This is a genomic window from Paenibacillus sp. MAH-35 (genome assembly GCF_058135425.1).
This window is the reverse complement of record NZ_JBYUPU010000022.1, coordinates 39,423-59,694: the sequence shown is the minus strand read 5'-3', so window position 1 is coordinate 59,694 and position 20,272 is coordinate 39,423. Positions and strand designations below refer to the sequence as shown.

The 20,272-nt window shown below is 56.2% G+C and carries 22 protein-coding genes; 5 read left to right on the top strand and 17 right to left on the bottom strand.

Annotated features, from left to right (window positions below):
• Window positions 1-2 precede the first annotated feature (2 nt).
• Together AC3Y2E_RS21520 and AC3Y2E_RS21515 are read right to left on the bottom strand one after the other, a co-directional pair.
• Window positions 3-734, bottom strand: a complete 732-nt coding sequence (locus AC3Y2E_RS21520) for a phosphonate ABC transporter ATP-binding protein (RefSeq protein ID WP_379213967.1) — start codon at window positions 732-734, stop codon at window positions 3-5.
• Between the two features lie 191 nt (window positions 735-925).
• Window positions 926-1,609: a metal-dependent hydrolase gene (locus AC3Y2E_RS21515; protein ID WP_379213965.1), complete on the bottom strand. Its 684-nt coding sequence runs from the start codon at window positions 1,607-1,609 to the stop codon at window positions 926-928.
• 97 nt (window positions 1,610-1,706) lie between these two features.
• On the opposite strand from AC3Y2E_RS21515, the gene AC3Y2E_RS21510 reads away from it, so the two are divergent.
• On the top strand, window positions 1,707-1,835 hold the full coding sequence (locus AC3Y2E_RS21510) for a DUF6254 family protein (protein ID WP_332073743.1): 129 nt from the start codon (window positions 1,707-1,709) through the stop codon (window positions 1,833-1,835).
• Between the two features lie 92 nt (window positions 1,836-1,927).
• Here the strand turns inward: AC3Y2E_RS21510 and AC3Y2E_RS21505 are convergent, their stop codons facing one another.
• The 4 genes from AC3Y2E_RS21505 to AC3Y2E_RS21490 form a co-directional block, all read right to left on the bottom strand.
• On the bottom strand, window positions 1,928-2,065 hold the full coding sequence (locus AC3Y2E_RS21505) for a hypothetical protein (protein WP_332073742.1): 138 nt from the start codon (window positions 2,063-2,065) through the stop codon (window positions 1,928-1,930).
• A 77-nt stretch (window positions 2,066-2,142) separates the two neighbouring features.
• The gene (locus tag AC3Y2E_RS21500; RefSeq protein WP_332073741.1) at window positions 2,143-2,274 is read right to left on the bottom strand and encodes a DUF4023 family protein; all 132 of its coding nucleotides are present in this window, start codon (window positions 2,272-2,274) and stop codon (window positions 2,143-2,145) included.
• A gap of 195 nt (window positions 2,275-2,469) precedes the next feature.
• A complete protein-coding gene (locus AC3Y2E_RS21495; protein WP_379213962.1) occupies window positions 2,470-3,804 on the bottom strand; it encodes a DegT/DnrJ/EryC1/StrS family aminotransferase in 1,335 nt (444 codons plus the stop codon).
• Between the two features lie 62 nt (window positions 3,805-3,866).
• The gene (locus AC3Y2E_RS21490; RefSeq protein ID WP_379213960.1) at window positions 3,867-4,682 is read right to left on the bottom strand and encodes a M55 family metallopeptidase; all 816 of its coding nucleotides are present in this window, start codon (window positions 4,680-4,682) and stop codon (window positions 3,867-3,869) included.
• Window positions 4,683-4,852: 170 nt separating this feature from the next.
• Here AC3Y2E_RS21490 and AC3Y2E_RS21485 point away from each other — a divergent pair, with 170 nt between their 5' ends.
• Window positions 4,853-5,746 (top strand): helix-turn-helix domain-containing protein, encoded by an 894-nt coding sequence (locus AC3Y2E_RS21485; RefSeq protein ID WP_379213958.1) that lies wholly within the window; start codon window positions 4,853-4,855, stop codon window positions 5,744-5,746.
• Between the two features lie 86 nt (window positions 5,747-5,832).
• On the opposite strand, the gene AC3Y2E_RS21480 is transcribed toward AC3Y2E_RS21485, so the two are convergent.
• The 3 genes from AC3Y2E_RS21480 to AC3Y2E_RS21470 all read right to left on the bottom strand — a co-directional run bounded on the left by AC3Y2E_RS21480 (window position 5,833) and on the right by AC3Y2E_RS21470 (window position 8,985).
• On the bottom strand, window positions 5,833-7,053 hold the full coding sequence (locus tag AC3Y2E_RS21480; RefSeq protein WP_379214060.1) for a GNAT family N-acetyltransferase: 1,221 nt from the start codon (window positions 7,051-7,053) through the stop codon (window positions 5,833-5,835).
• 174 nt (window positions 7,054-7,227) lie between these two features.
• Window positions 7,228-8,094 carry a MurR/RpiR family transcriptional regulator gene (locus AC3Y2E_RS21475; RefSeq protein WP_190930820.1) on the bottom strand — a complete coding sequence of 289 codons (867 nt, stop codon included), beginning with the start codon at window positions 8,092-8,094 and terminating at the stop codon, window positions 7,228-7,230.
• Window positions 8,095-8,121: 27 nt separating this feature from the next.
• Complete coding sequence (locus AC3Y2E_RS21470; protein WP_379213955.1) at window positions 8,122-8,985, bottom strand: sugar phosphate isomerase/epimerase family protein; 864 nt, start codon at window positions 8,983-8,985, stop codon at window positions 8,122-8,124.
• A gap of 310 nt (window positions 8,986-9,295) precedes the next feature.
• Between AC3Y2E_RS21470 and AC3Y2E_RS21465 the strand changes: the two genes are divergently transcribed.
• A complete protein-coding gene (locus AC3Y2E_RS21465; RefSeq protein WP_489957463.1) occupies window positions 9,296-11,485 on the top strand; it encodes a HelD family protein in 2,190 nt (729 codons plus the stop codon).
• A 322-nt stretch (window positions 11,486-11,807) separates the two neighbouring features.
• Window positions 11,808-12,548 (top strand): YqaA family protein, encoded by a 741-nt coding sequence (locus AC3Y2E_RS21460; RefSeq protein ID WP_379213953.1) that lies wholly within the window; start codon window positions 11,808-11,810, stop codon window positions 12,546-12,548.
• Window positions 12,549-12,571: 23 nt separating this feature from the next.
• Here AC3Y2E_RS21460 and AC3Y2E_RS21455 read toward each other — a convergent pair whose 3' ends face one another.
• Entirely contained in the window at window positions 12,572-13,504 is a 933-nt protein-coding gene (locus tag AC3Y2E_RS21455; RefSeq protein ID WP_379214056.1) for an MBL fold metallo-hydrolase, read from the bottom strand.
• A gap of 189 nt (window positions 13,505-13,693) precedes the next feature.
• Here AC3Y2E_RS21455 and trhA point away from each other — a divergent pair, with 189 nt between their 5' ends.
• Window positions 13,694-14,341 carry a PAQR family membrane homeostasis protein TrhA gene (gene trhA / locus AC3Y2E_RS21450; protein WP_332073733.1) on the top strand — a complete coding sequence of 216 codons (648 nt, stop codon included), beginning with the start codon at window positions 13,694-13,696 and terminating at the stop codon, window positions 14,339-14,341.
• Window positions 14,342-14,476: 135 nt separating this feature from the next.
• Here trhA and AC3Y2E_RS21445 read toward each other — a convergent pair whose 3' ends face one another.
• The 7 genes from AC3Y2E_RS21445 to AC3Y2E_RS21415 all read right to left on the bottom strand — a co-directional run bounded on the left by AC3Y2E_RS21445 (window position 14,477) and on the right by AC3Y2E_RS21415 (window position 20,170).
• Window positions 14,477-14,764 carry a ferredoxin family protein gene (locus AC3Y2E_RS21445; RefSeq protein ID WP_332073732.1) on the bottom strand — a complete coding sequence of 96 codons (288 nt, stop codon included), beginning with the start codon at window positions 14,762-14,764 and terminating at the stop codon, window positions 14,477-14,479.
• Entirely contained in the window at window positions 14,761-16,071 is a 1,311-nt protein-coding gene (locus tag AC3Y2E_RS21440; RefSeq protein WP_379213950.1) for an FAD-dependent oxidoreductase, read from the bottom strand. The genes AC3Y2E_RS21445 and AC3Y2E_RS21440 overlap by 4 nt, the downstream gene beginning before the upstream one ends.
• Entirely contained in the window at window positions 16,068-17,159 is a 1,092-nt protein-coding gene (locus tag AC3Y2E_RS21435; RefSeq protein WP_379213948.1) for an electron transfer flavoprotein subunit alpha/FixB family protein, read from the bottom strand. Before AC3Y2E_RS21435 ends, AC3Y2E_RS21440 begins: the two co-directional genes overlap by 4 nt.
• A gap of 50 nt (window positions 17,160-17,209) precedes the next feature.
• Window positions 17,210-18,055, bottom strand: a complete 846-nt coding sequence (locus AC3Y2E_RS21430) for an electron transfer flavoprotein subunit beta/FixA family protein (protein WP_379214054.1) — start codon at window positions 18,053-18,055, stop codon at window positions 17,210-17,212.
• A gap of 15 nt (window positions 18,056-18,070) precedes the next feature.
• The gene (locus AC3Y2E_RS21425; RefSeq protein ID WP_379213946.1) at window positions 18,071-18,322 is read right to left on the bottom strand and encodes a hypothetical protein; all 252 of its coding nucleotides are present in this window, start codon (window positions 18,320-18,322) and stop codon (window positions 18,071-18,073) included.
• A gap of 136 nt (window positions 18,323-18,458) precedes the next feature.
• Window positions 18,459-19,355, bottom strand: coding sequence for a fumarylacetoacetate hydrolase family protein (locus AC3Y2E_RS21420; protein WP_379213944.1), 897 nt, complete (start codon window positions 19,353-19,355; stop codon window positions 18,459-18,461).
• Window positions 19,356-19,426: 71 nt separating this feature from the next.
• Entirely contained in the window at window positions 19,427-20,170 is a 744-nt protein-coding gene (locus AC3Y2E_RS21415) for an amidohydrolase family protein (RefSeq protein ID WP_379213942.1), read from the bottom strand.
• Window positions 20,171-20,272: the final 102 nt, after the last annotated feature.

Below are 20,272 nucleotides of genomic sequence, written 5' to 3'. Positions count from 1 at the left end.
GGTTACAGGATCATGTCCTTTTCTCTTTGCGTCAATTTGCGGGCCGGGATGTCCAGCACGAGCCGGCCGCCCGACAAGCCCCACAGCCGGGTGGCGTTTCTCTCCGCCATCTCCAGATTCTGCATGGCGCAGATAACGATCAAGTCCTGATCCTTGCACAGCGCGCGCAGATCCTGCAGCACTTTACCCGCCGATTCCGGGTCCAGCCCCTTGGTCGGCTCGTCAGCCAGGATGACTTTCGCGCCTTGCGCCAGCGCCCGTGCGATTGCCACACGCTGCTGTTCGCCCCCGCTAAGCTTCTCGGCGGGAAGCATCTTCGCTTTATCGATCAGTCCGACCCGCTCCAGGTAGTCCATCGCCCGGATATGCTCCTCGGTAGACACCGTACCGGTTAGTTTGCGCCATAACGGCAGTTGGAAAAACCGCCCGCTGAATACGTTTTTGAGCGCGTTCTTTTTGAGATTGAGGGCAGGACGCTCCTCGAGGTACGCCCAGTCCTTGCGCAGCTTGAGCTTGTCCATCACATTTTTGTCGGACAGCTCCGTTCCATCCAAGATCAACTGCCCTTCCGTCCATCTTTGCTGGAGGGCGATACAGCTGAGCAGCGTCGATTTGCCGCTTCCGCTCGCTCCGATCAAGCCGACGAATTCGCCTTTGTCGACCTGAAAGCTCACTTTGGACAAAATCGCCTGGCCTTCGGGTAAAGTTCGGGTTAGATTGCGTACAATGATCATTGAAATATCAGGACTCCTTTGCCTCGGCGGCTGCCGTTCCAGTAGCGGTTGCTCAGGCATTTACGCTTCATTATATCACAGGCGCCCAGCGGTTGCGGAACCGTTTTCCCGCCCCGGTACATGGAAGCGAAAAGGCCTTTCGTCAAAGGGATGACAAAAGACCTTCCATCCACAGCAATCATCAAGCTAACTTACAGCGAAATGCTTTCCTTGCTCTTCAGCGGATAACATTCGATCCCGTGCTCTTTGAGCATCACGGCGAACCGTCCCGCATCCTGCTCGATCACCGGAAACGTATTGTAATGCAGCGGAATAACCCGCTTCGTATTCAGCCAGCGCGCCGCATATACGGCATCGTCCGGTCCCATCGTATAATTGTCCCCGATCGGCAGCGCCGCAAGCGAGATCCGGTTCATTTCCCCGATCAGCTTCATGTCCCCGAACAGCGAAGTATCCCCGGCATGGTACAAGGTTTTGTCACCCATCGTCAGAAGAATGCCCGCCGGCTGGCCGGCGTACAAATAGTCGTCGCCTTCGCGAAGCGAGGAACCGTGAAACGCCTGCGTATACTTGACCCTGAAGCCGTCGAACGTATACGACCCGCCGATGTTCATCGCATGGGCCTTCGCCCCGAGCCGCGTACAGTGCATCGCCAGCTCAAAAACGGCTACAATCGGACAGTCGTTGCGCTTAGCGATCTCGATACTGTCTCCGAAATGGTCGTCGTGCGCATGGGTGAGCAGTACGGCATCCACCTCGATCTCCCTGGGCGAGACTCCGGAAGACGGATTACCCGACAAAAACGGATCGATAATAACCTTTTTCCCGCCGTTCTCCACGTACAGGCAGGAATGTCCCAAGTATGTAATGTTCACGCGAATTCACCATCCTTCGTCCAATTGTTGGCTTCCACCCCATTGTACATAAAATCGCCCGGAGAAGCCAACGATACGGGTGGAGGTGCATATTCCGATGTCTACATCCAAACGGCGCAAAGAAAATGCATGGAAAATGCGCAAGCAGAACCAGCAGCCTCACGGCAAAATTACGTCGCTAAAGGAATTGGCTGATCAGACTTCTCCTTCTTCTATCGATCAGTAAGCATCGCCGCCAACAAAACCCCGTACTTGCGAGCGGACTTGCGTCGCTCGTCAAATACGGGGTTGATCTCGTTTGCCGGTCTGTTCCGGTTCCTAGGACTCCTGCTTGCCGATTCCGTTCGCGGATGGCGGGAAAGCTTTCGCCTTATCGGCATGAAGCGTGCGGGCTTCTTCCTTCATACTCGACATATTTTGCTGTTCCTTATAAGCTTTGCGGCGATGATAGGGCACGATGCGGGTCACCTCCGTCAGATGATAGTCGGCTCATACATGTACCGGAAACTGCCGGTCTTTCCTGCTGCTTCCTGTTAGTTGTCCTTGCTCTTCTGCTTGCCGGGCAGCCGCTGATCGGCCTTGCCTTTGCCCTGAGTCCGCCGGTTGCGTTCGTCCTTACGCTGCGTATCGTGAAGCTTGTCTAAGTACGATTGCGTATCGTCCACATTCGATTCCTCCTCGGCGTTACGGATGAATTCTATCCCTACAGGAATAAGAACACGTCCTTAGTGTATCCAGAACGAAAGTAAAACCGACACGTTCAAGTTGCCATTTCGAGCAAGCGGGCCTCAGCCGAAGAAATGCCGAAAAAGCTCCCTTCCCCGAGCTCGGGGGCGGAAGCTTTACGGTATACGAAGATATTATGCGCGCTGGCGGAAGAAGTTCCAGCCGCCGATCGTCGCCGGATTGCCTTCGTCGCTCGCAAGCAAAGCTTCATATTGAAGGGCAACCTTGCGGAACGCTTCGACATAACCGTCGATTTCTTCCGGACGGAAATGTTTGAACCACGGCAGCGAGTAGACGCGGGTCGCGATCGTCTCCGATACCGGCAAGCTGCCTTTCGGCTGACGCAGGTCGCGGCTTGCGTTCGCAATAATCGTCGGCTTGCCGTGACCGTATACGTCCGCCGTATGCTGCAGCGGATGCAAATGCAGCGGCAGGTTGCAGCCCGGTCCGATCGGCACGCCTTCGGCGCTAACCGCCTGACAGAATCGCGTTACCGACAGTCCGCCGAGCTCCTCGGGCACATAATGTCCGTGCGTCGCGTACCAGCCGCCCATCGTGCTGTTCGAACCTTTCTCAGGACGATGCGCTCTAAGCCCCGGAACGCCTTCCAACTGGTCCCAGAAATAGTTCATCGCCTTGTCGATCTCGCCGATCCGCTCGTCATAATACTTCAATTGAACGCGGCCGACAGCGGAGCTGACCTGGTGCATCCGGAACTTGTAGCCGCCGAGCGGCAGACCGATATTCGGCTGCAAGTACGGAGTTTGAATCTCCGCGTTGTTCCGCTCGTAATGGCCGAACGCGATCGCACGCTCGTAAATTTCCAGATCGTTCGTAACGAAAATGCCGCCTTCGCCGATCGCAAACGATTTGCCCGCCATGAGGGACATCGCCCCGACGTCGCCGATCGTTCCGACCCGGCGTCCTTTGTAGTAGCCGCCTTGGGCATGGGATACGTCCTCGATGACTTTCAGGTTGTGCTTTTTGGCAACCGCCATAATCGCATCCATATCGGCCGGATAGCCGAGGTAATGAACGACAACGATCGCTTTCGTCCGTTCGGTAATCCGGTGCTCGATATCGTTCGGGTCCAGACACAGCGTAACCGGATCGATCTCCGCGAACACGACGGATGCGCCCAGCGAATAAGCCGGGAGCGCGGACGCCCAATACGTGACGCTCGGACAGATGACCTCGTCGCCTACGCCGATGCCGCAGCCGTAAAAAGCGCCAAGCAAGGAGCTCGTACCGTTGTTGAACCCGAGAGCGTATTTCGTCCCGAGCCAGTCGGCGAACTCGCGCTCGAACTTTTTCGTAATATCGGTACCGGACATCGAGCCGTCGCGCAGCACCTGTACGGCAGCCGCCTCGTCCTCCTCGGTAATGATCGGCCATTTAAACATACTTTGTGTCGGCTGCGGCACCGCTTTCGGACCGCCCAGAATCGCAAGCTTGTTCAATTCGCTCATCGTTCAACACTCCTCGGTTTTTAGTTACGCTGCATTAGCGTGTTCCAATCTCTTCAGCTCTCTTACCGCAAAGCTTTCCCGCCAAGCAGGCTGATCAAGCTGGCCGGATGTTCGTCGCGCAGCGTGTAGGCCGCCTTCGTACCATCGCTGCGAAACCGGATCTCCCGCCGGTACGGAGGCTCCACTCGCAGCATGGCAAACTGCCCGGGATCTTCCAGAAACCGGCGTACCGACCGTTCCGCTCCGGCACGAATCCGGTCACGGGCGATTTCGGGATGGACGTGTATCGCCCCGTTGTTGCGTTCTTTGTACCCCTCGGTATTAAATTCGTCGCCGCTGCCCGGCATGAGCCCCCGCTTGACCGATACCGTCTCGATCCCGCCGACGAGTGCAGCCGCCTCCGCCGCAAACGCTTCGTCGCCCGCCCCGAAGATCGAACGGATGCCGAGCGAAGCTCCGCACATCGCAAGCTGGCCGAACTCTCCGACCGACACGTCGTTGATCAGGTAGTCGATGACGTTGAACCAGCCGGTATGGGCCATCTGTGCGAAGTTCGTACCCGCTTTGGCATGCTGCCCGACCCAAGCGATCGCGTCAAAGGAAGAATCCAGCATCGAGAAGTAGTTGCCGTGGTACGGCCCCCGCATATACTCGGCTCTCGGGTCGAGCAGCAGATGATTGATCCCGCCGTAGCCGTGTCCGTCCACGACGAGAAATTCGGTCGCTCCGCCCGCGGCGAACCCTTCGATGGCGGCGTTCGTCTCCAGCGTGAGCAGCTTCTTGCCGTCCTCGTAATACGTTCCCCCGGGGACGACCCAGTGGTCATGATTCACAATTCCCGCTACGCCTTCCATGTCGGTCATGATGATCATCTTCATACCGGTTCACCCCATCCGCAGAGCCGCCATTCGGCACGCTTGCTTCGACCGAATGTTGTCTCAGGCAATCGCTTTCCTTTTTTCAAAGTAAATATATAATAGAACTTGAAAGGACGTATGACAGAATCGTCACCGTCACGTGACACTTTTTAACCTATGGAGGCGCCATCATGAGAAAGACGATCCTTCCCGAATATCAGGACCATATCGGCGGGCTTGCGATGACTCCGGACGGCCAGCAGCGGTTTTTTATCAACGTCGGTTCCGTCGCCCATTCGCACCTGCACCATCACGATTTCGCGGAATTGTCTTTTTTCGTGGAGGGCTCGGGCGCCGAGTCGATCAATGGCGTTGAGCACCGGATTCGTCCGGGCACCGCTTCGTTTCTGCTTCCCAACCATATGCACAAGCTGGACAGCGACCCGGACCGGACTTTTACGAAATACCGATGCATGTTCGATATGCCGATCTTGTTCGGCGTCCATGAGGACCCCGAATTTTCCAGACTCGTATACGGAATCGGAATCTCCTCGCCGTCGTTCGTCGATTTTGACGGCTCTTCGGCCGAACGGATGCGCACTACGATGGAGCAGCTCCTGGAGGAATACGGCAAGCCGGACTATCCCGGACGGCGTCACATGATCCGGCTGAAGCTGAGCGAAGCTTTGCTCTTATTCGTCCGGGAAAGCTCGGGCCAGCGGATTGCCGGTTCCGGAAGCGAGACGGAGAAAGTAAAGCTGTCTCCGATCCTGCAATACGTTCATATGCATTACACGGAGAGGTTGACGCTCGAAGAGCTGGCCTCGACTTTCCGCCAGAGCGCGCCTCACCTCAGCCGTTCGTTCAAGGAGCATACGGGCAAAGGGTTTCTCGAATATGTCCGCCAGCTTCGTATCGAAAGCGCCGTTACAATGCTGCTCCATACGAATATGAGCATTACCGATATTGCCGCTTCGGTCGGCTTCGACTCGTTTCGCACGTTCGCCCGTGTCTTCCGCGATATTAAGGGACAGACGGCGAGCGAATACCGGGAGGCTGTGAGAGCGGGACACCACCGGATGTAAGGAACTGTACGCCGGTTCATGCAGCGCAAATAACCGGAGCAAGCTCCCGCGTATTATTGGCGACGTGCAATCGATTCGGAAATTTCTCAAAAATAATCGGAAAAGTACGGACGTTCCCGGCTAATCAGCTTTTCCAGCAAATGAACGCTGGCCTGATCCGATTGGAACCGCCCGATTTTCGATAAATAGGTAGGCCGCTTGTACCCCATTAGCATCGTCGTCAGCGTCGGGATGTCGAACGAGGCAGACGGGTTCGTCCCTCCTTCGTCCAGCCGTCCTTTACCGGAACAATCGACCGTCAGCGTAAACGTTCCCTGGTTCCATTCCAGCATCGGGTCGTGCAGCTTGAACACAAGCGTGCTGTCCCTCTCCTGAAACTGAAACGGGTACTGCTCGACGAACATCCGGATGTCGACGATCCGCGCCATATAATAAGGGGCGATCGTCTCCTTGATATCCCCGTCGTCCAGCAAAAAGGCGAGCGGCTCATCCTTGAAAATGCTTCCCTTCACACGAGTAATCATTGAGAAATGAGCGCTTATAAAGTTCCACAGCCCCGTCCTCGCCTCTTCGTTCAGGAAGATCATTTCCTTTATATAAAACACTTCCTCCGCCACCCAATACAACAAATAACCGGTCGGCTGGTCGTTGCCGTCGAAGTAGATCGCCGCGGTCATATCGTCCAGATCCCAGCGCAAATACTCTTCCCAGGCCAGCTCGTTGCGCAGCATCGCCCCGTGGGTCTGCAGCGCAAAATGATCGTAGATGGTCTTGATGTCCGGATGTTCGATCGGCGTCCGCTCCACATTGCCCGGCACGCTCCTAAGCTTCGGCAGTTGGGTGTCTTGAACCTCGAAGGTCAGCTTGTCCGAGATGATCTCCCAGCCCTTGCGCCGGTAATAAGGGATCGAATACGGGTACAAATAGGAGATCGACTGCTTCCTGTCGCGCATATGGCTCAGCGCATGGAGCATCAGTTTGTTCATCAGCCCCCGGTTGGCGTATTCGGGATACGTCCCGACCCCGGTCAATCCGCCCATCTCGTATATATGGCCGAACACGTTCACCTGAAACGGGTATACCGCCAGCTGCGAGATCAGCTTGTCCCCGTCGAACCAGCCTAGCACGTCCGCATGCCGGAGAATCGGCAGCTTCGACTGCGCAATCTCCCGGTTTTCCCATCCAAATGTCTGCAAATCGCGGTCGGTCACCTGGAACACGTAACGGAGCAAGTCGTTAAACTGCTCGCCGTGTCTCGGTTCCACTTGTCGTAATCTCAGTCTATCCTGCATATGCCGGCGACTCATCATGGACCTCCTCCATCGGGTAAAACCGTTTCCATTAGTTTGATCAGATAACGGGTTCTCATACCCGGTTGGCGGTAGTCCGGCTTTCCTGAAACGGCAAAAAGGACGGGAAAAAGTCCCCGTCCTTCAAATCGCTTATGCAGACTGCTGCAGTGCGTTAAAACCGCCTACAACCTAGTACAGCTTATTCAAAACGGCCTTGGCCGTCCGCTCCAGCGACTCATACGTCCGCTCCTTATGACCGATCGCAAGCGCCGTGCAGAGCACGTCCAGCGCATGGATCTGCGACAGCTTCGAGGAGAACGAGCCGCCCTGGAGCGGGCTTTCTTTGGATGCGGTCAGCAGCACCACGTCCGCAAAATGGGTGATCGGCGAACGGGCGTGGCTCGTCAGGCAAATGATATTTGCGCCGCGCCCCTTTGCGATTTCCATCGCATCGACCAAATCTTTGGTGCTGCCGGAGGTGGAGATGCCGATCACGACATCGCCGGGCTTCGTCAACGCTGCGTTCATCGCGATAATATGCGCATCGTTCTCGGCCGCGCATTCGTATCCGATCCGCATGAACCTGTGCTTTGCGTCGATCGCGGTGATCCCGGAGGAACCCACGCCGAAGAAATACAGCTTCCTTGCCTCGCGCAGAATCGCGATCGCCTGCCGCAAGCTGTCCTCGTCCAGCAGCGTCGTCGTATTATGAATATTTTGCACGTTAATCGCGCTAATCTTCTTGACGATGATGCTCATCTCGTCGTCGTCTTCAATATCTCCGTGGATATTCTGGGAAGGCGTCGACAAGTTTTGGGCGACGGACAGCTTAAACTCCTGATAGCCGCGAAACCCGAGCTTCCGGCAAAACCGGATTACCGAGGTTTCCCCCACGTTCGCCTTCTCCGACAGATCGGTTATCGTGAAAAAGACGGCCGCTTCCGGCTCCTTCATGACGACGTCGGCCACTTTTTGCTCCGACTTCGTCAGGGAGGAATACACGCTTGAAATTTTTAACAACGTATTGTTCAAATCGGGTATTTTGGTATGTTTCATAGATTCAGGCAAGGCTGCCCGCGCGGCTTATACTTCGTTCCAGATACGGAACGTGTTGTCCATCGCTGCCTTGGCCCCCCACTTGCACTCCTCTTTGCCTTCGAATTCGATCGAGATGTATCCGTCGTAGCCGGACTCCTTCACGAGACGGACCACTTCATAGATGTCGATATCGCCTTGGCCGACGACGGCGCCGCGCATGTAGTTGCCGCTTGTGGAGCGGAACCAGCCTTCACCCGGATTGCGATACGACGGACGGACATAAAAGTCTTTGAAATGAACCATCGAAGCGTAAGGCAGGCTTTTCTTGACCGCCGCAACCGGATCTTCGTCGACGCACAGGAAGTTGCCGATATCGATCGTATGACGGAAGTTCGGACGGTTGACCGCTTCGATAATCCGGTGAACGCGTTCCGTCGCTTGTACGAAAAACCCGTGGTTTTCGATGCTGGTAACGATGCCGAATTGGTTCGCATAGTCTGCGATTTCGATGGATGCTTTCACGATCGTGTCGAAATCGGCTTCGAACTTCGCCGTGCCCGTCTCCGGAATCGGACGCGACGCTACGTCATGACGCATCCGCTTGACGCCGAGCCGTGCCGCGATATCGACATGCTTCTTCACGCGCTCGATCTCCGCACGGTAGCCGGCTTCGTCCAAATCAACGAATTTGGCGCCGATCGCGTAGTTGGAAATGTCGATGCCGACTTCCGCCGCCTTGTTCACGATCGCGTCGATCAGCTCGGAATTGTTCTCCAGCGTAAATCCGACCGGCACGATTTCCACGTGCTGTCCTCCATTATCGGCGATCCATTGAATCGCGCCCAATACGTCCATTTCTCCTGCCGAGATCGCTCTTGCCAAGCTATAAGTGCTTAATCCGATTTTCATGTTGGATTCCCTCCGATTAATAAAATTTACCCCTATTTTCAATCTACCCATCCATTGTAGCCGAACCGGAGCGGGTTGTCTGCCTTTTTTTCCGCAGAAGCGGCCGTTTTCACCGGAAGTTCACGGGATGGCGGCGCACAGCCCCTTCATTAATATAGGAAACGATTTTAAGAGCTGCCGTCCTGCCGAGCCCGGATGATTGCCGGAAAGAATCGTTATAACCGAATCCGGATTTTCTTTTTGTCCGGCGATGTGGTAGTATGAAGTTCTATTTTTTCAAGAATGCAAACCAAAGTTGGAGGTAACTGAATTGGATATTCAAAGTGCCTATCAAGAGGAATTGGATAAGCTGGAGCAAGCCTCAAGCATGATCAGTCGCAGACTGCAGGCTCTACAGTCGGTTCCGAGGTATGCCGGCGACGATGTGAACGAACAGATTCTGGACGCGATCCGGCAGGACAAAATTAGAGCGATGTCGGGCGCATCGGACGAACCTTACTTCGGCAGGCTCGACTTTCAGGAGGAAAAGGAGCAGGATGCCCGTCCCCTGTATATCGGAAAGCTCGGGATGGAGGACGACAAGTCCGGACAGCCGCTCGTCGTCGACTGGCGGGCGCCGGTGGCGAGCCTCTTTTATTCGTTTAACGGCGGCGAAGGAAACGCCTCGTACGAGGCGCCGGACGGCCTGATCGAAGGGCTTGTTTATTTGAAGCGAAATCTGGTGATCCGCAAACAAATTTTGCAGCGGGTTGTCGACACGTACGACCGCAGCAGCGACAATCCTGCCGTCACCGACGAGTTTTTATTGTACCGGCTCGGCGAGAACAAGGACAACAAGCTACGGGATATCGTCTCCACAATCCAGGCGGAGCAGGACCAGATTATCCGCTCCGTCAAAAATACGGCGCTTATTATCCAGGGAGTCGCCGGCAGCGGCAAAACGACCGTCGCGCTTCACCGGCTGGCTTATTTGCTGTATCAATACCGCGATCAGATCCGCGCGGAACGCATGATTATTTTGGCGCCCAACCGGATGTTCCTGGACTATATATCCTCGGTTCTTCCGGAACTCGGTGTCGGACATATCCAGCAGACGACGTTCGAGGATTGGGCGCTCGAGACGCTCGACGACCGGCTGTCGCTGGCGGACGAAGCCAAGCGGCTGGAGCGCTGGTTCGCTTACGGCGGCGACAAACCCGAATTAAACGACGAAGCGCCGGGCCGGTTCAAGGGATCGGTCCGCTTCATGCAGGCGATCGGCGCCGCTCTGGACGAATTCGAGACCGGCTTCGTGCCGGATGGAGATTTCGACCCGTGGCCGGGGGCCAGGCTGCCCAAGGCGAAGATCAAGGAATGGTTTTTCGAGGAATATAAGCATTATCCGCTTATGAAACGGAAGGAACGGCTCGAAGGCCGGATCAAGCGCTGGCTCGAAATGGAGCTGAACGAGACTCGCGACCCGAACGTGCGCAAGGACCGCAAGAAAAAGGGTTCGCAAAAGCTGAAGACGTACTTGAAGCTGTGGCCGGACGATACCACCTTTACGTTTTACCGGTCGTTGTTCCCGCAGGCAAGCTCCGGCGGCTCCGGCTCTGGCTCCGTCAAATCCGCCGACAAAACGGTTCGACGGAACCTCCCCGGTCTGGATATCCCGGCGGCGGTGGCCGACGAATCCGAGCGCGCGTACCGGAGCCGCCGGGTATTTCCGGAGGATCTCGCCCCGATGCTGTTCATCAGCGAGCGGCTGTACGGCATCGACGGAAACCGCACCTTCGACCACGTCGTCGTCGACGAAGCGCAGGACTTCTCGCCCCTCCAGGTTGCCGTGCTGAACCGGTATGTCCGCAACGGCTCCTTTACGATACTCGGCGATCTGTCCCAAGGAATACATGCTTACAAGGGCATCCGTTCCTGGGAAGAGTTCGTCAGCTTGTTCGACTCCGGCGCAAGCGGCTACTTCACACTGGAGCGAAGCTACCGGTCGACGATGGAAATTATCCGCTTCGCCAACCTCGTCCTGGCCGGCGGCATCCCGAACGCTATGCAGGCGGTTCCGGTATTCCGCAGCGGCGAGAAGGTAAAGGTGCTGCGGCATGCGCCGGAAGCCCGGAATTCAACGATCGTACGCGCCGTCCGCAAGCTGATGAGCGGAACCGCCTCGACCGTGGCGGTGATCGGCCGAACCGAGGCCGAATGCAAGGACGTGCATACGATGCTGCTTCGCGAGGACATCTCGGCCACACTGATCGATTCGCAGCGGAACAAGTATGAAGGTGGCTTATCCGTCGTCCCGGTATATCTTGCCAAAGGACTCGAATTCGACGCCGTTATTCTGATCGATGCGGATGAGGCGCATTACGGCGGCAACGAGCACGACGCCAAACTGCTTTATGTGGGCTGCACGCGCGCTCTCCACGAGTTGTGGGTGCTGCACGCCGGAGAACCGACTCCGCTGATTGCCGGCATGGACGATGAATATTCGAAATATTCACCTGTATAAGGAAACGTCTGCACACATTTTTACAAATGACATGAAACAAAAGACACCGCCCAACGTAGAAGTATAGGGCGGTGTCTTTTGTTACGATGAAACAGGCCGCAGAGTGGATACTCGCTTTGCATGCGGATATAGGTCGGGGCGCCTTATCGACTAAAGTCCAGGTTCCGTCTCGTCAAAAGTCGGTTTCGTTACTGGAGAACTATAGTACAATAAGTACAGTACAATTTATAGAATCGGCAAAAAAAATGAAACGCCTTCTTTTGTTCAGACCAGCGTTAACGTATGATAGAGTTTGGATACTCAAAGTATGGGAGACTACTTTATGCTGCATGGAATTACTGATTTTTTATCGACTTTCGGAATATGGGGAATGTTCATCCATTCGTTTATCGATGCGATCATTTTCCCGATCCCCGCGTTTTTTCTCCAGGTCTCCTTAAGCATATTGAACCCTTCCTCCGCCCTATGGCTTGCGACCGTCGGTTATGTCGCCTGCCTGCTCGGAACCCCGATCGGGTATTTGATCGGAAGATTGCTGGGCAAATCGGTGCTGACCAAACTCGTCAAAAAGGAATGGGTCGAAAAAGCGACCGTCATGTTCAAGAAAAACGGCGAAGCCGCGATTCTGATCGGCTCCTTTACGCCGATTCCGTTTAAAGTGTTTACGATTTTGTCCGGCGCCCTCCATTTTTCGATTTGGCGCCTGCTGGCCTTTGCCGCAATCGGGCGTGCCGCCAAGTTTTATATCGTCGGCGTCCTGTTTTATTACTACGGCAAAGCGGCGGAGCAACTGATCAACAGCTACCTCACCTACGTGTTTCTCGGGATCGCCGTCGTACTCGCCATCGGCTGGGCTTGGTTAAAAAAGCGGCAAAAGAAAAAAGAACAGGCCGTCCGGCAGCTTTCCGAGGAAAGCCCCGTTCAAGCGAGCCTTGCCCCGATCGAGCAAGCTGCGGAAACTCCTGCTCTGGAAGAAACGGTACTGGCCGATTCCCAAAAGGACCGGATTCCGAAAGATCAAGCCGTCAAAAAGATGGCTGCCCCGCGCAAGCAGGTCCCTTAAACGCACGGTGCGGCGTACGCTTCCTATACGCGAACAAGCTCTCCCAGCTTCGGTACGAGCAGCTTGTCCGGATGCAAGCCGCTTGTCCTCCAGGAGGCGTACAGCCTGTCCAGCGCTTCCTTGGGGGTATCGTCCGCAAGCCGGAACGCTCCGTAATGCATCGGCACGAACGTATCGGCTCCTACGTCCCGGAACGCCTGGATCGCTTCCTCGGGCGTAACATGCTGCGGCGACATGAACCATTCCGGCTCGTAGGCGCCGATCGGCATAAGGGCGATATCGATGTTCCGGAAACGGCGGCCGATCTCGGCGAAACCGCGGAAATATCCGGAATCTCCCGCAAAATAAATCGTAGTTTTGGCTGGATTACCGGCTGCTTTCTCATCCTTCTCCCGCTTGTCCGCTTCGATCACCCATCCGCCCCAGTGCGTCCGGTTCATGTCCCACAGCGTTCTTCTTGTCCAGTGCTCGGCCGGCACGAACGTAAAGCTGACCGCTCCCGCCTTCCAGCTGTCCCACCATGCGAACGGTTTGACGTTGGATAATCCTTTGCGCCGAAGCAGCACTTCGGTTCCTTCGGGCACCAGGTGCATCGGGTTTCCTTTCAGCTTGCGCAGCGAAGGGATGTGCAGATGATCGTAATGACTGTGTGACAGCAGCACGATATCTACAGGGGGCGTATCCGCCAGAGGGATGCCCGGTTCCGTCAATCTCCGCTCGAATCCCATCCGCGACGCCCAGACCGGATCGGTGACGATATTTAATCCGCCCAGCTGCAGCAAAAACGTCGAATGTCCGATCCAGAAAAACCGTCCGTGATCCGGCGGAGCAAGGAGTTCTGCGGGCAACTCGGCGGCATGCGGAACCTGATAGGACAAATCTTTCACTTTTCCTTTCCGTTCCTTCTGCCATAAGCGGAGATCGCGGAAAGTCGGTTTTTTCGGAGCGCCGTCCATATTTTCATATACTCGCACGTTTTCCTCATCCTTGTCTTCAACAATCCGGTATTCCTTATCTCATACGCATCAACAATGTTCCGGTTTCGGGCCATAACCGGAAGTGTTCCTCCTCCGTCCGGTTTCCATCCGGGTGCCCGCCATGTTACAATGAATACCAGATCATTAACGGAAGCGGGGAGTCCAGACATGCAATATTCGCTTAAGGAAGAAATCGCCAATGCGATCAGTCACGGCATCGGAGCGCTGCTGAGCGCAGCCGCTCTGGCCGTGCTGGTCGTGTTCGCCAGCCTGCACGGCACCGTATGGCATATCGTCAGCTTCAGTATTTTCGGAACGACGCTTGTCCTGCTGTATACATGCTCCACCTTGCTCCACAGCTTTCGGGAAGGCAAAACGAAAGATATTTTCGAGTTTCTCGATCATTCCGCGATTTATTTGCTGATCGCCGGCACGTATACGCCGTTTCTGCTCGTTACACTTCGCGGCCCGCTCGGCTGGACGATTCTCGGGATCGTCTGGGGACTGGCTGTCGCGGGAATCGTCTTTAAGGCGTTTTTCGTCAAAAAGTTCATTATGCTGTCCACCCTGTTTTACATCGGCATGGGCTGGCTCATCGTATTTGCGATCAAGCCGCTGTATGAGCAGCTTCCCTGGAACGGGCTGCTGTGGCTGGTCGGCGGAGGGATCTTTTATACGGTCGGAACGATCTTTTACGTGTGGCGCAAAGTTCCGTACCATCACGCCATCTGGCACACGTTCGTCATCGGAGGAAGCGTCTGCCATTTTATCGCCATCCTGTTTTACGTGCTGCCTATGCCGGGTGCAGCCGCCTGATACGTATAGCCGTCTTGCAGCCCCTGACACTACGCGGACCCGCCTCCAGCCGGTCCCGCCGGTGCCGGGGGCTTTTGAGATCCAATGAGTTCCAAACAAAAAAGGAACCGCACGGGTTCCGCTCTTGCCGTAATTCTAGCCGTATTTATAAGTAATGCCGTAACCGCCCTTCGGATATACCCAATGAATGTTGTGCGAAGGACAAGCCAATCGGCAAGTGCCGCACTCGATGCAGTTCTCGTACGCCACGGTGGTGATTTTCTGCTTTTTGTCCCACTCGTAGACGTCGGACGGGCAAAAGTAGTTGCAGTCCTTCGTCTTGCAGGATAGGCAAGTGTCCCTCTCCTTGATGATCAGATGCGATTTGTCGTCGCACTTGTAACGGATTGTAAACAACCGGTCGGAAACCCCGCATTCGCTCATCCGTTCATCGCCCTCCATCCTTTGTAGCCGAGCTTGAGCAGGTTCATCGAGCCGCCGGCCGCTTCGCGGATCAGACGGACCGCTTTTTTCTGCTTATCCGCCTTCGATGTTCCGTCGATGCTCAGCATCTCGAACGCCGCCTCGTTTACCGCTTTCGGCAACTTGTCGAACAGAAGCTCGGGGTTTTGCTCTTTCAGCAGACGATGCATCCCCCGGTATTTGCGCAGATCCTTCATGACGAACGTTTCCCGTATCAACTCGTCGTACCGTTTGAGCGACGCTGCAGAATAATCGCCTTTTTGGTGCGCCTCGATGATCGCTTCCGCCACCAAACGGCCCGATGTCATCGCCAGATTCGTCCCCTCGCGGTGTACGAAGTTGACCAGCTGGGCGGCATCGCCGGCTACGCACCAGCCGTCCCCCGACAACTTCGGAATCGAATGATAACCGCCCTCGGGAATAAGATGGCCGGAATATTCCTTCATCTCTCCGCCTTGAATCAATTTGCGGATCATCGGGTGCTGCTTCACCGCATCCAGCAGCGCGTACGGCTTCACTTTCTTATCGCGCAGATGATTCACCATCACGCCGATCCCGAGCGAGATCGTATCCTTATTCGTATACAGGAAGCCCATCCCGGCCATGCCAAGCGACGTTTGTCCGACAAACTCGATCGTGACGCCTTCGTCGCCCTCCAGTCCGAAACGGTCCTCGATTTTTTCTTTGGGAAGCGCGATCACTTCTTTGACCGCCAGCGACACCTCGTCGGGAGCCCATTCCTTATGAATGCCCAACTGCTTGCCAAGCAGCGAGTTGACTCCGTCGGCGATGACGACGACATCGGCATACAGGTCGCCCTGGTCGCGGTCCGTCCGGACGCCGACCACGCGCCCCCCTTCGATCAGCAGCTCGGTCGCCACCGTCTCATACACCGGGATCGCTCCCGCCTGTACGGCTTTGTCGGCGAACCACGGATCGAACCGGACCCGCAGTCCCGTGAAGCAGTTGTACGGATCTTTGAACGCTTCGTTACGATGTCCAAGCGTGACGACCGATTGCTCGCCCATCAGCCACAGCCGCTGCTCCACGATATGCCGCTCGACGGGAGCGTTCCGCTCCTTCCAGAATTCAGGAATCAGTTCTTCGATCTGCTTCCTGTATAATACGCCTCCGAACAAGTTTTTGGCACCCGGAAATTCGCCTCTCTCCAGCAAAACGACGGACAATCCCGCACGAGCCATCGTCAGAGCCGCCGCCGCGCCTGCAGGGCCGGCGCCGACGACGACGGCGTTAAATTTTTCGGTCATGAGCCGCTACCCCTTCCCTTATTCGGCGATGTGTGATCCGTTATTGCCGACGCCGACTGTTTGCGCCGCTTCATTTCCTCGGTTATAGCCGGTACGATCTTGAATAGATCACCTACGATCCCGTAATGGGCGAATTGGAAAATCGGCGCCTCCGCATCCTTGTTAATCGCGACGACGACCTCGGAATTGCTCATGCCGACCGTATGCTGGACCGCGCCCGATATGCCGATTGCAAAATAAAGCTTGGGCCGCACGGTCTGCCCGGTCTGCCCCACCTGATGCTCATACTTGATCCAGCCGGCATCGACGGCGGCCCGGGAGGCGCCGACGACTCCGCCGAGCGTATCGGCCAGCTCCCGGAGCATCGCAAACGGCTCCGGGCCTCCCAGTCCGCGGCCGCCCGCTACGATAATGTCCGCTTCCTCCAGATTGATTCTCCCCGTTTCGCGGACGAAATCGAGCACTTCGGCGGCAATGTCCCCAGGCTCCATCCGGAACGCGATCTCTTCAATCGCCGCCTCGCGCGAGACGTCCCGGGGCAGCGACTGGAATACGCCTGCGCGGGCGGTCGCCATCTGCGGACGATACTGCTTGCACAAGATGGTCGCCATCATTTTCTCGGAGAAGGCCGGACGGCTCGCCAGCAGCAGACGGGACGGCGGCAGCTCAACGTCCAGTTCCGTCGTGTCCGCCGTCAGCCCGGTGGGCAGATGAGTCGCGATCGCGCCGGCCAAATCTCTGCCGGTCGCCGTCGCTCCGAACAAGACGATCTCCGGCTTGGCATCCTCGATCAGCTGCAGCACGACTCGGCTGTACGGGCGTGTCCGATAATTCGCCAATTCCGGATGATCGCACCAATAGACGTGATCGGCTCCGTAATACCCGGCTTCGCGGGCGAGATGGCCGACTCCGTGACCGATGACGAGCGCTTTGACCGGAACGTCCAGCTTCGCCGCCAGCTTTTTCCCTTCCCCGAGCAGCTGCCAGGAGACCGGCTTCGCTTCGCCGTCCCGCTGCTCTACGACGATCAGGACGCCGCGGTAAGCGGACCAATCGGGCATTTGTTCTTCCGCCCGCTCCGTTGACATGGCACTTTGCCCCTTTCCCTATCGAATACAGGTTGAACCAACAATTGCGTCTATCGGCTGGCAGCTGTCCAGCCCAGCTTCTCCGGGAGCGCCTTGTCCCAGAGCAGATCCGCCAGCCGCTCGGCCATCTGCGCTTCCCCGTCGCCTTCGACCATCGTTGTCTGCACGGCTTTCACTTCCGGAACCCACGTCTTGGATACGATCGTCGGCGAACCTTTCAACCCGATCTTCGTTTTGTCCAAATCCGGGAAATCGGCGGTCGTCCAGACGACGGGCTTGTAACGCGCCGCCCGGATCATCCCTGGCAGCGAGGCCCGCCTCACTTTGTTCAGCTCCTTAAGCGCCGTTATAAGCACAGGCATCCTCGTACGGACCGTCTCCACCCCGTCCTCCAAATTCCGGTTCACGGTTACCGTCCGCTCCGCCGGATTGACATCCACCACTTGACCGACATAGGTAAGCTGCTCCAAATCGAGCCTGCACGCTACGCCTGGGCCGACCTGACCCGTATCGCCGTCCAGCGTTTGCTTGCCGCAAAAGACGATATCGGCAGGCCCCCACGTCTCCTCGATTTTGCGGATCGTCTTCGCGACGACATACGAGGTCGCGAGCGTATCCGCCCCGGCGAACCCGCGGTCGGTGACAAGCACCGCTTCGTCCGCCCCGAGGGAGATGCATTCCTTCAGCCCTTTCTCCGCCGGCGGCGGTCCCATCGTCACGACCGTAACGCGGGCGCCCTGTTCGTCCTTGATGCGCAGCGCTTCCTCCAGTCCGTGCATGTCATAGAAATTAACGATGCTCGGCACCCCTTGGCGAATAAGCGTGTTCGTTTTCGGATCGATCCGGATTTCCCGGCTGTCGGGCACCTGCTTGATGCATACTACGATGTGCAGCAACATATCCCCTCCTTTTCACTTTGCATCGGCACCAGCCTGATCCTCCTGCCCCGGCTTCTTGTTCTTCCTGGTAAATTCCATCTGTTCGAGCGTAGCATGGTGAAGGTCCCAGACGAACTCGTTGTCGTATTCGTAAGTGTCTTTGCCGATCCATCGGTATACGATCCCAAAAACAGCGCCGAAACACGCGAAGCAGCCCAGCATAATGACGATGAACGCGCCCATCAGGACGACGCCTCCTCCCCGGATTCCGTCGATTGCTATCATTTATATGTCCACCGCAACCAAAAAAGCACCCCCGGTTGAAGGCGCTTTCCATCATGGAGCAGGCGGTATCGGGTGCCGCATCGAAAAAGGGACCCGTAAAGGTCCCTTTTCGCCTATCTATTCTATAAGATCCGAGTTACACGTTCTCGGCCACCATCTTGTTCGTCACGCTGCCGAGGTTTTCGATCTCGACCGTTACGACGTCGCCCGGCTGCAAGTAGACGCGCTTCTCCGGAGGATATCCGAGTACGACGCCTTCCGGCGTTCCGGTCAAAATGATATCGCCCGGCTCCAACGTGAAGTGGCGGGAAATGTAGCTGATAATTTGCTTGCAGTTGAAGATCATGTCGGACGTATTGGAGTTTTGACGCTCCTCGCCGTTCACGACCGTCCGAATATTCAATTGGTTCGGATCGGCAATCTCGTCGGCGGTTACAAGCTCCGGGCCGATCGGCGTAAAGCCGTCGCACACTTTGCCGAGCATCCACTGGTTCGTACGCAGCTGCAGATCGCGCGCGGAAATGTCGTTCGCGGAAGCATAACCGAACACGCTGTCCAGCGCCTGCTCTTCGCTGACATGTTTCGTGCGGCGTCCGATCACGATCGCCAGCTCGGCTTCATAGTCGACTTCCTTCGAAGTAACAGGGAGTTCGACGTCGTGGCCGTGGCCGTTCAGCGTATTGTTGAACTTGTTGAACAAAATCGGGAACTCCGGAATTTTGGCGTTCGTTTCCTCAGCATGCTTCCGGTAGTTTAAGCCGACGCAAATGATTTTCTCCGGACGGGTCACGCACGGTCCGTAAGAAACCGATGCCGCATCGAGCCATTCCGCCCCGGAATCCGCTTCCGCTGCGCTAACGTACGATTCGACCGCTTGGCGGGCAGACGCTCCGCCTTCGATCAGTTCATGAATTGTAGTCGGAAGGGAGCCGCTGGTCCCCGAACGGGCGGCGGCCGTAATGTTCAGAATGCCGCGCGCGGTTTTTACTCCCAATTGATTCTGGTTGTCGATCTGGATGGTGACGAATTTCAACGTAGTTCCTCCCCTTTGGTAGCGGCCGTCCGTACTAACCGGGCATGTCCCGCTCGAAGGCGGGAGGCTGGTCAGACGTTTAGGTTGAACAGACGAACCGTATTGTTCGCAAAAATGTCTTCCCGCTGCTCCGCAGTCAAATCCGCTTCCATCATCTGGGCGTAATTCGTCAGAAACGAGCAGCCCGGCATGTCCGAACCGAATAAAATGCGGTCCGTGCCGACTTGATCTACCGCATAATCGATATCTTCGCGTCCGAATAACGATCCCGAAAAATCGGTCCAGACGTTCGGATAATCGCGAACCGCCTTGATCCCGTGATACGCGTTGCCGCCTAGATGCGCCATAATCAGCTTCGCTTCGGGGTAACGCTTGGCAAGCCCGGCTACATGCACGCCGGTAGATTCGTCCGGATACTGGTTCACCGCTTTATGAAAAGCGTGCAGCAAGATCGGGACCTTGTAATCGATGCAAAGCTCTACCAGCGGATATACAAGCGGATCGTCGCAATAGGCGGCAATCCACAGCTTCAGTCCGATCATCCCGTCATCCTCGATGCCGCGGCGCACAACTTCCGATGCGTCGGCATTACGCGGATTCGCGTAGACATACCCTTCCACCAAACCGGGCTGCTCGCGCTTGAATCTGACAACGTCCGCATTATGCTGCCGGACTTCGGACTCGTCCGGATATTGTCTCGCGATTCCGGAGACGAAAATCTTCGCGATATCGTACCGTTCGCAGTTCTCGAGCAGTTCCCGGGTATGCAGATCGTACCGGCCGCCCCATACATGAGTATGCATGTCGATAATCATGGTTGTTGTTCCTCCCGGGCTATCACCAATAGAAATCGGCTATATCCATCGTAGCGGAATCGGGACGGCAAGTAAACGACATAATTCGGTCTTTTATACAGA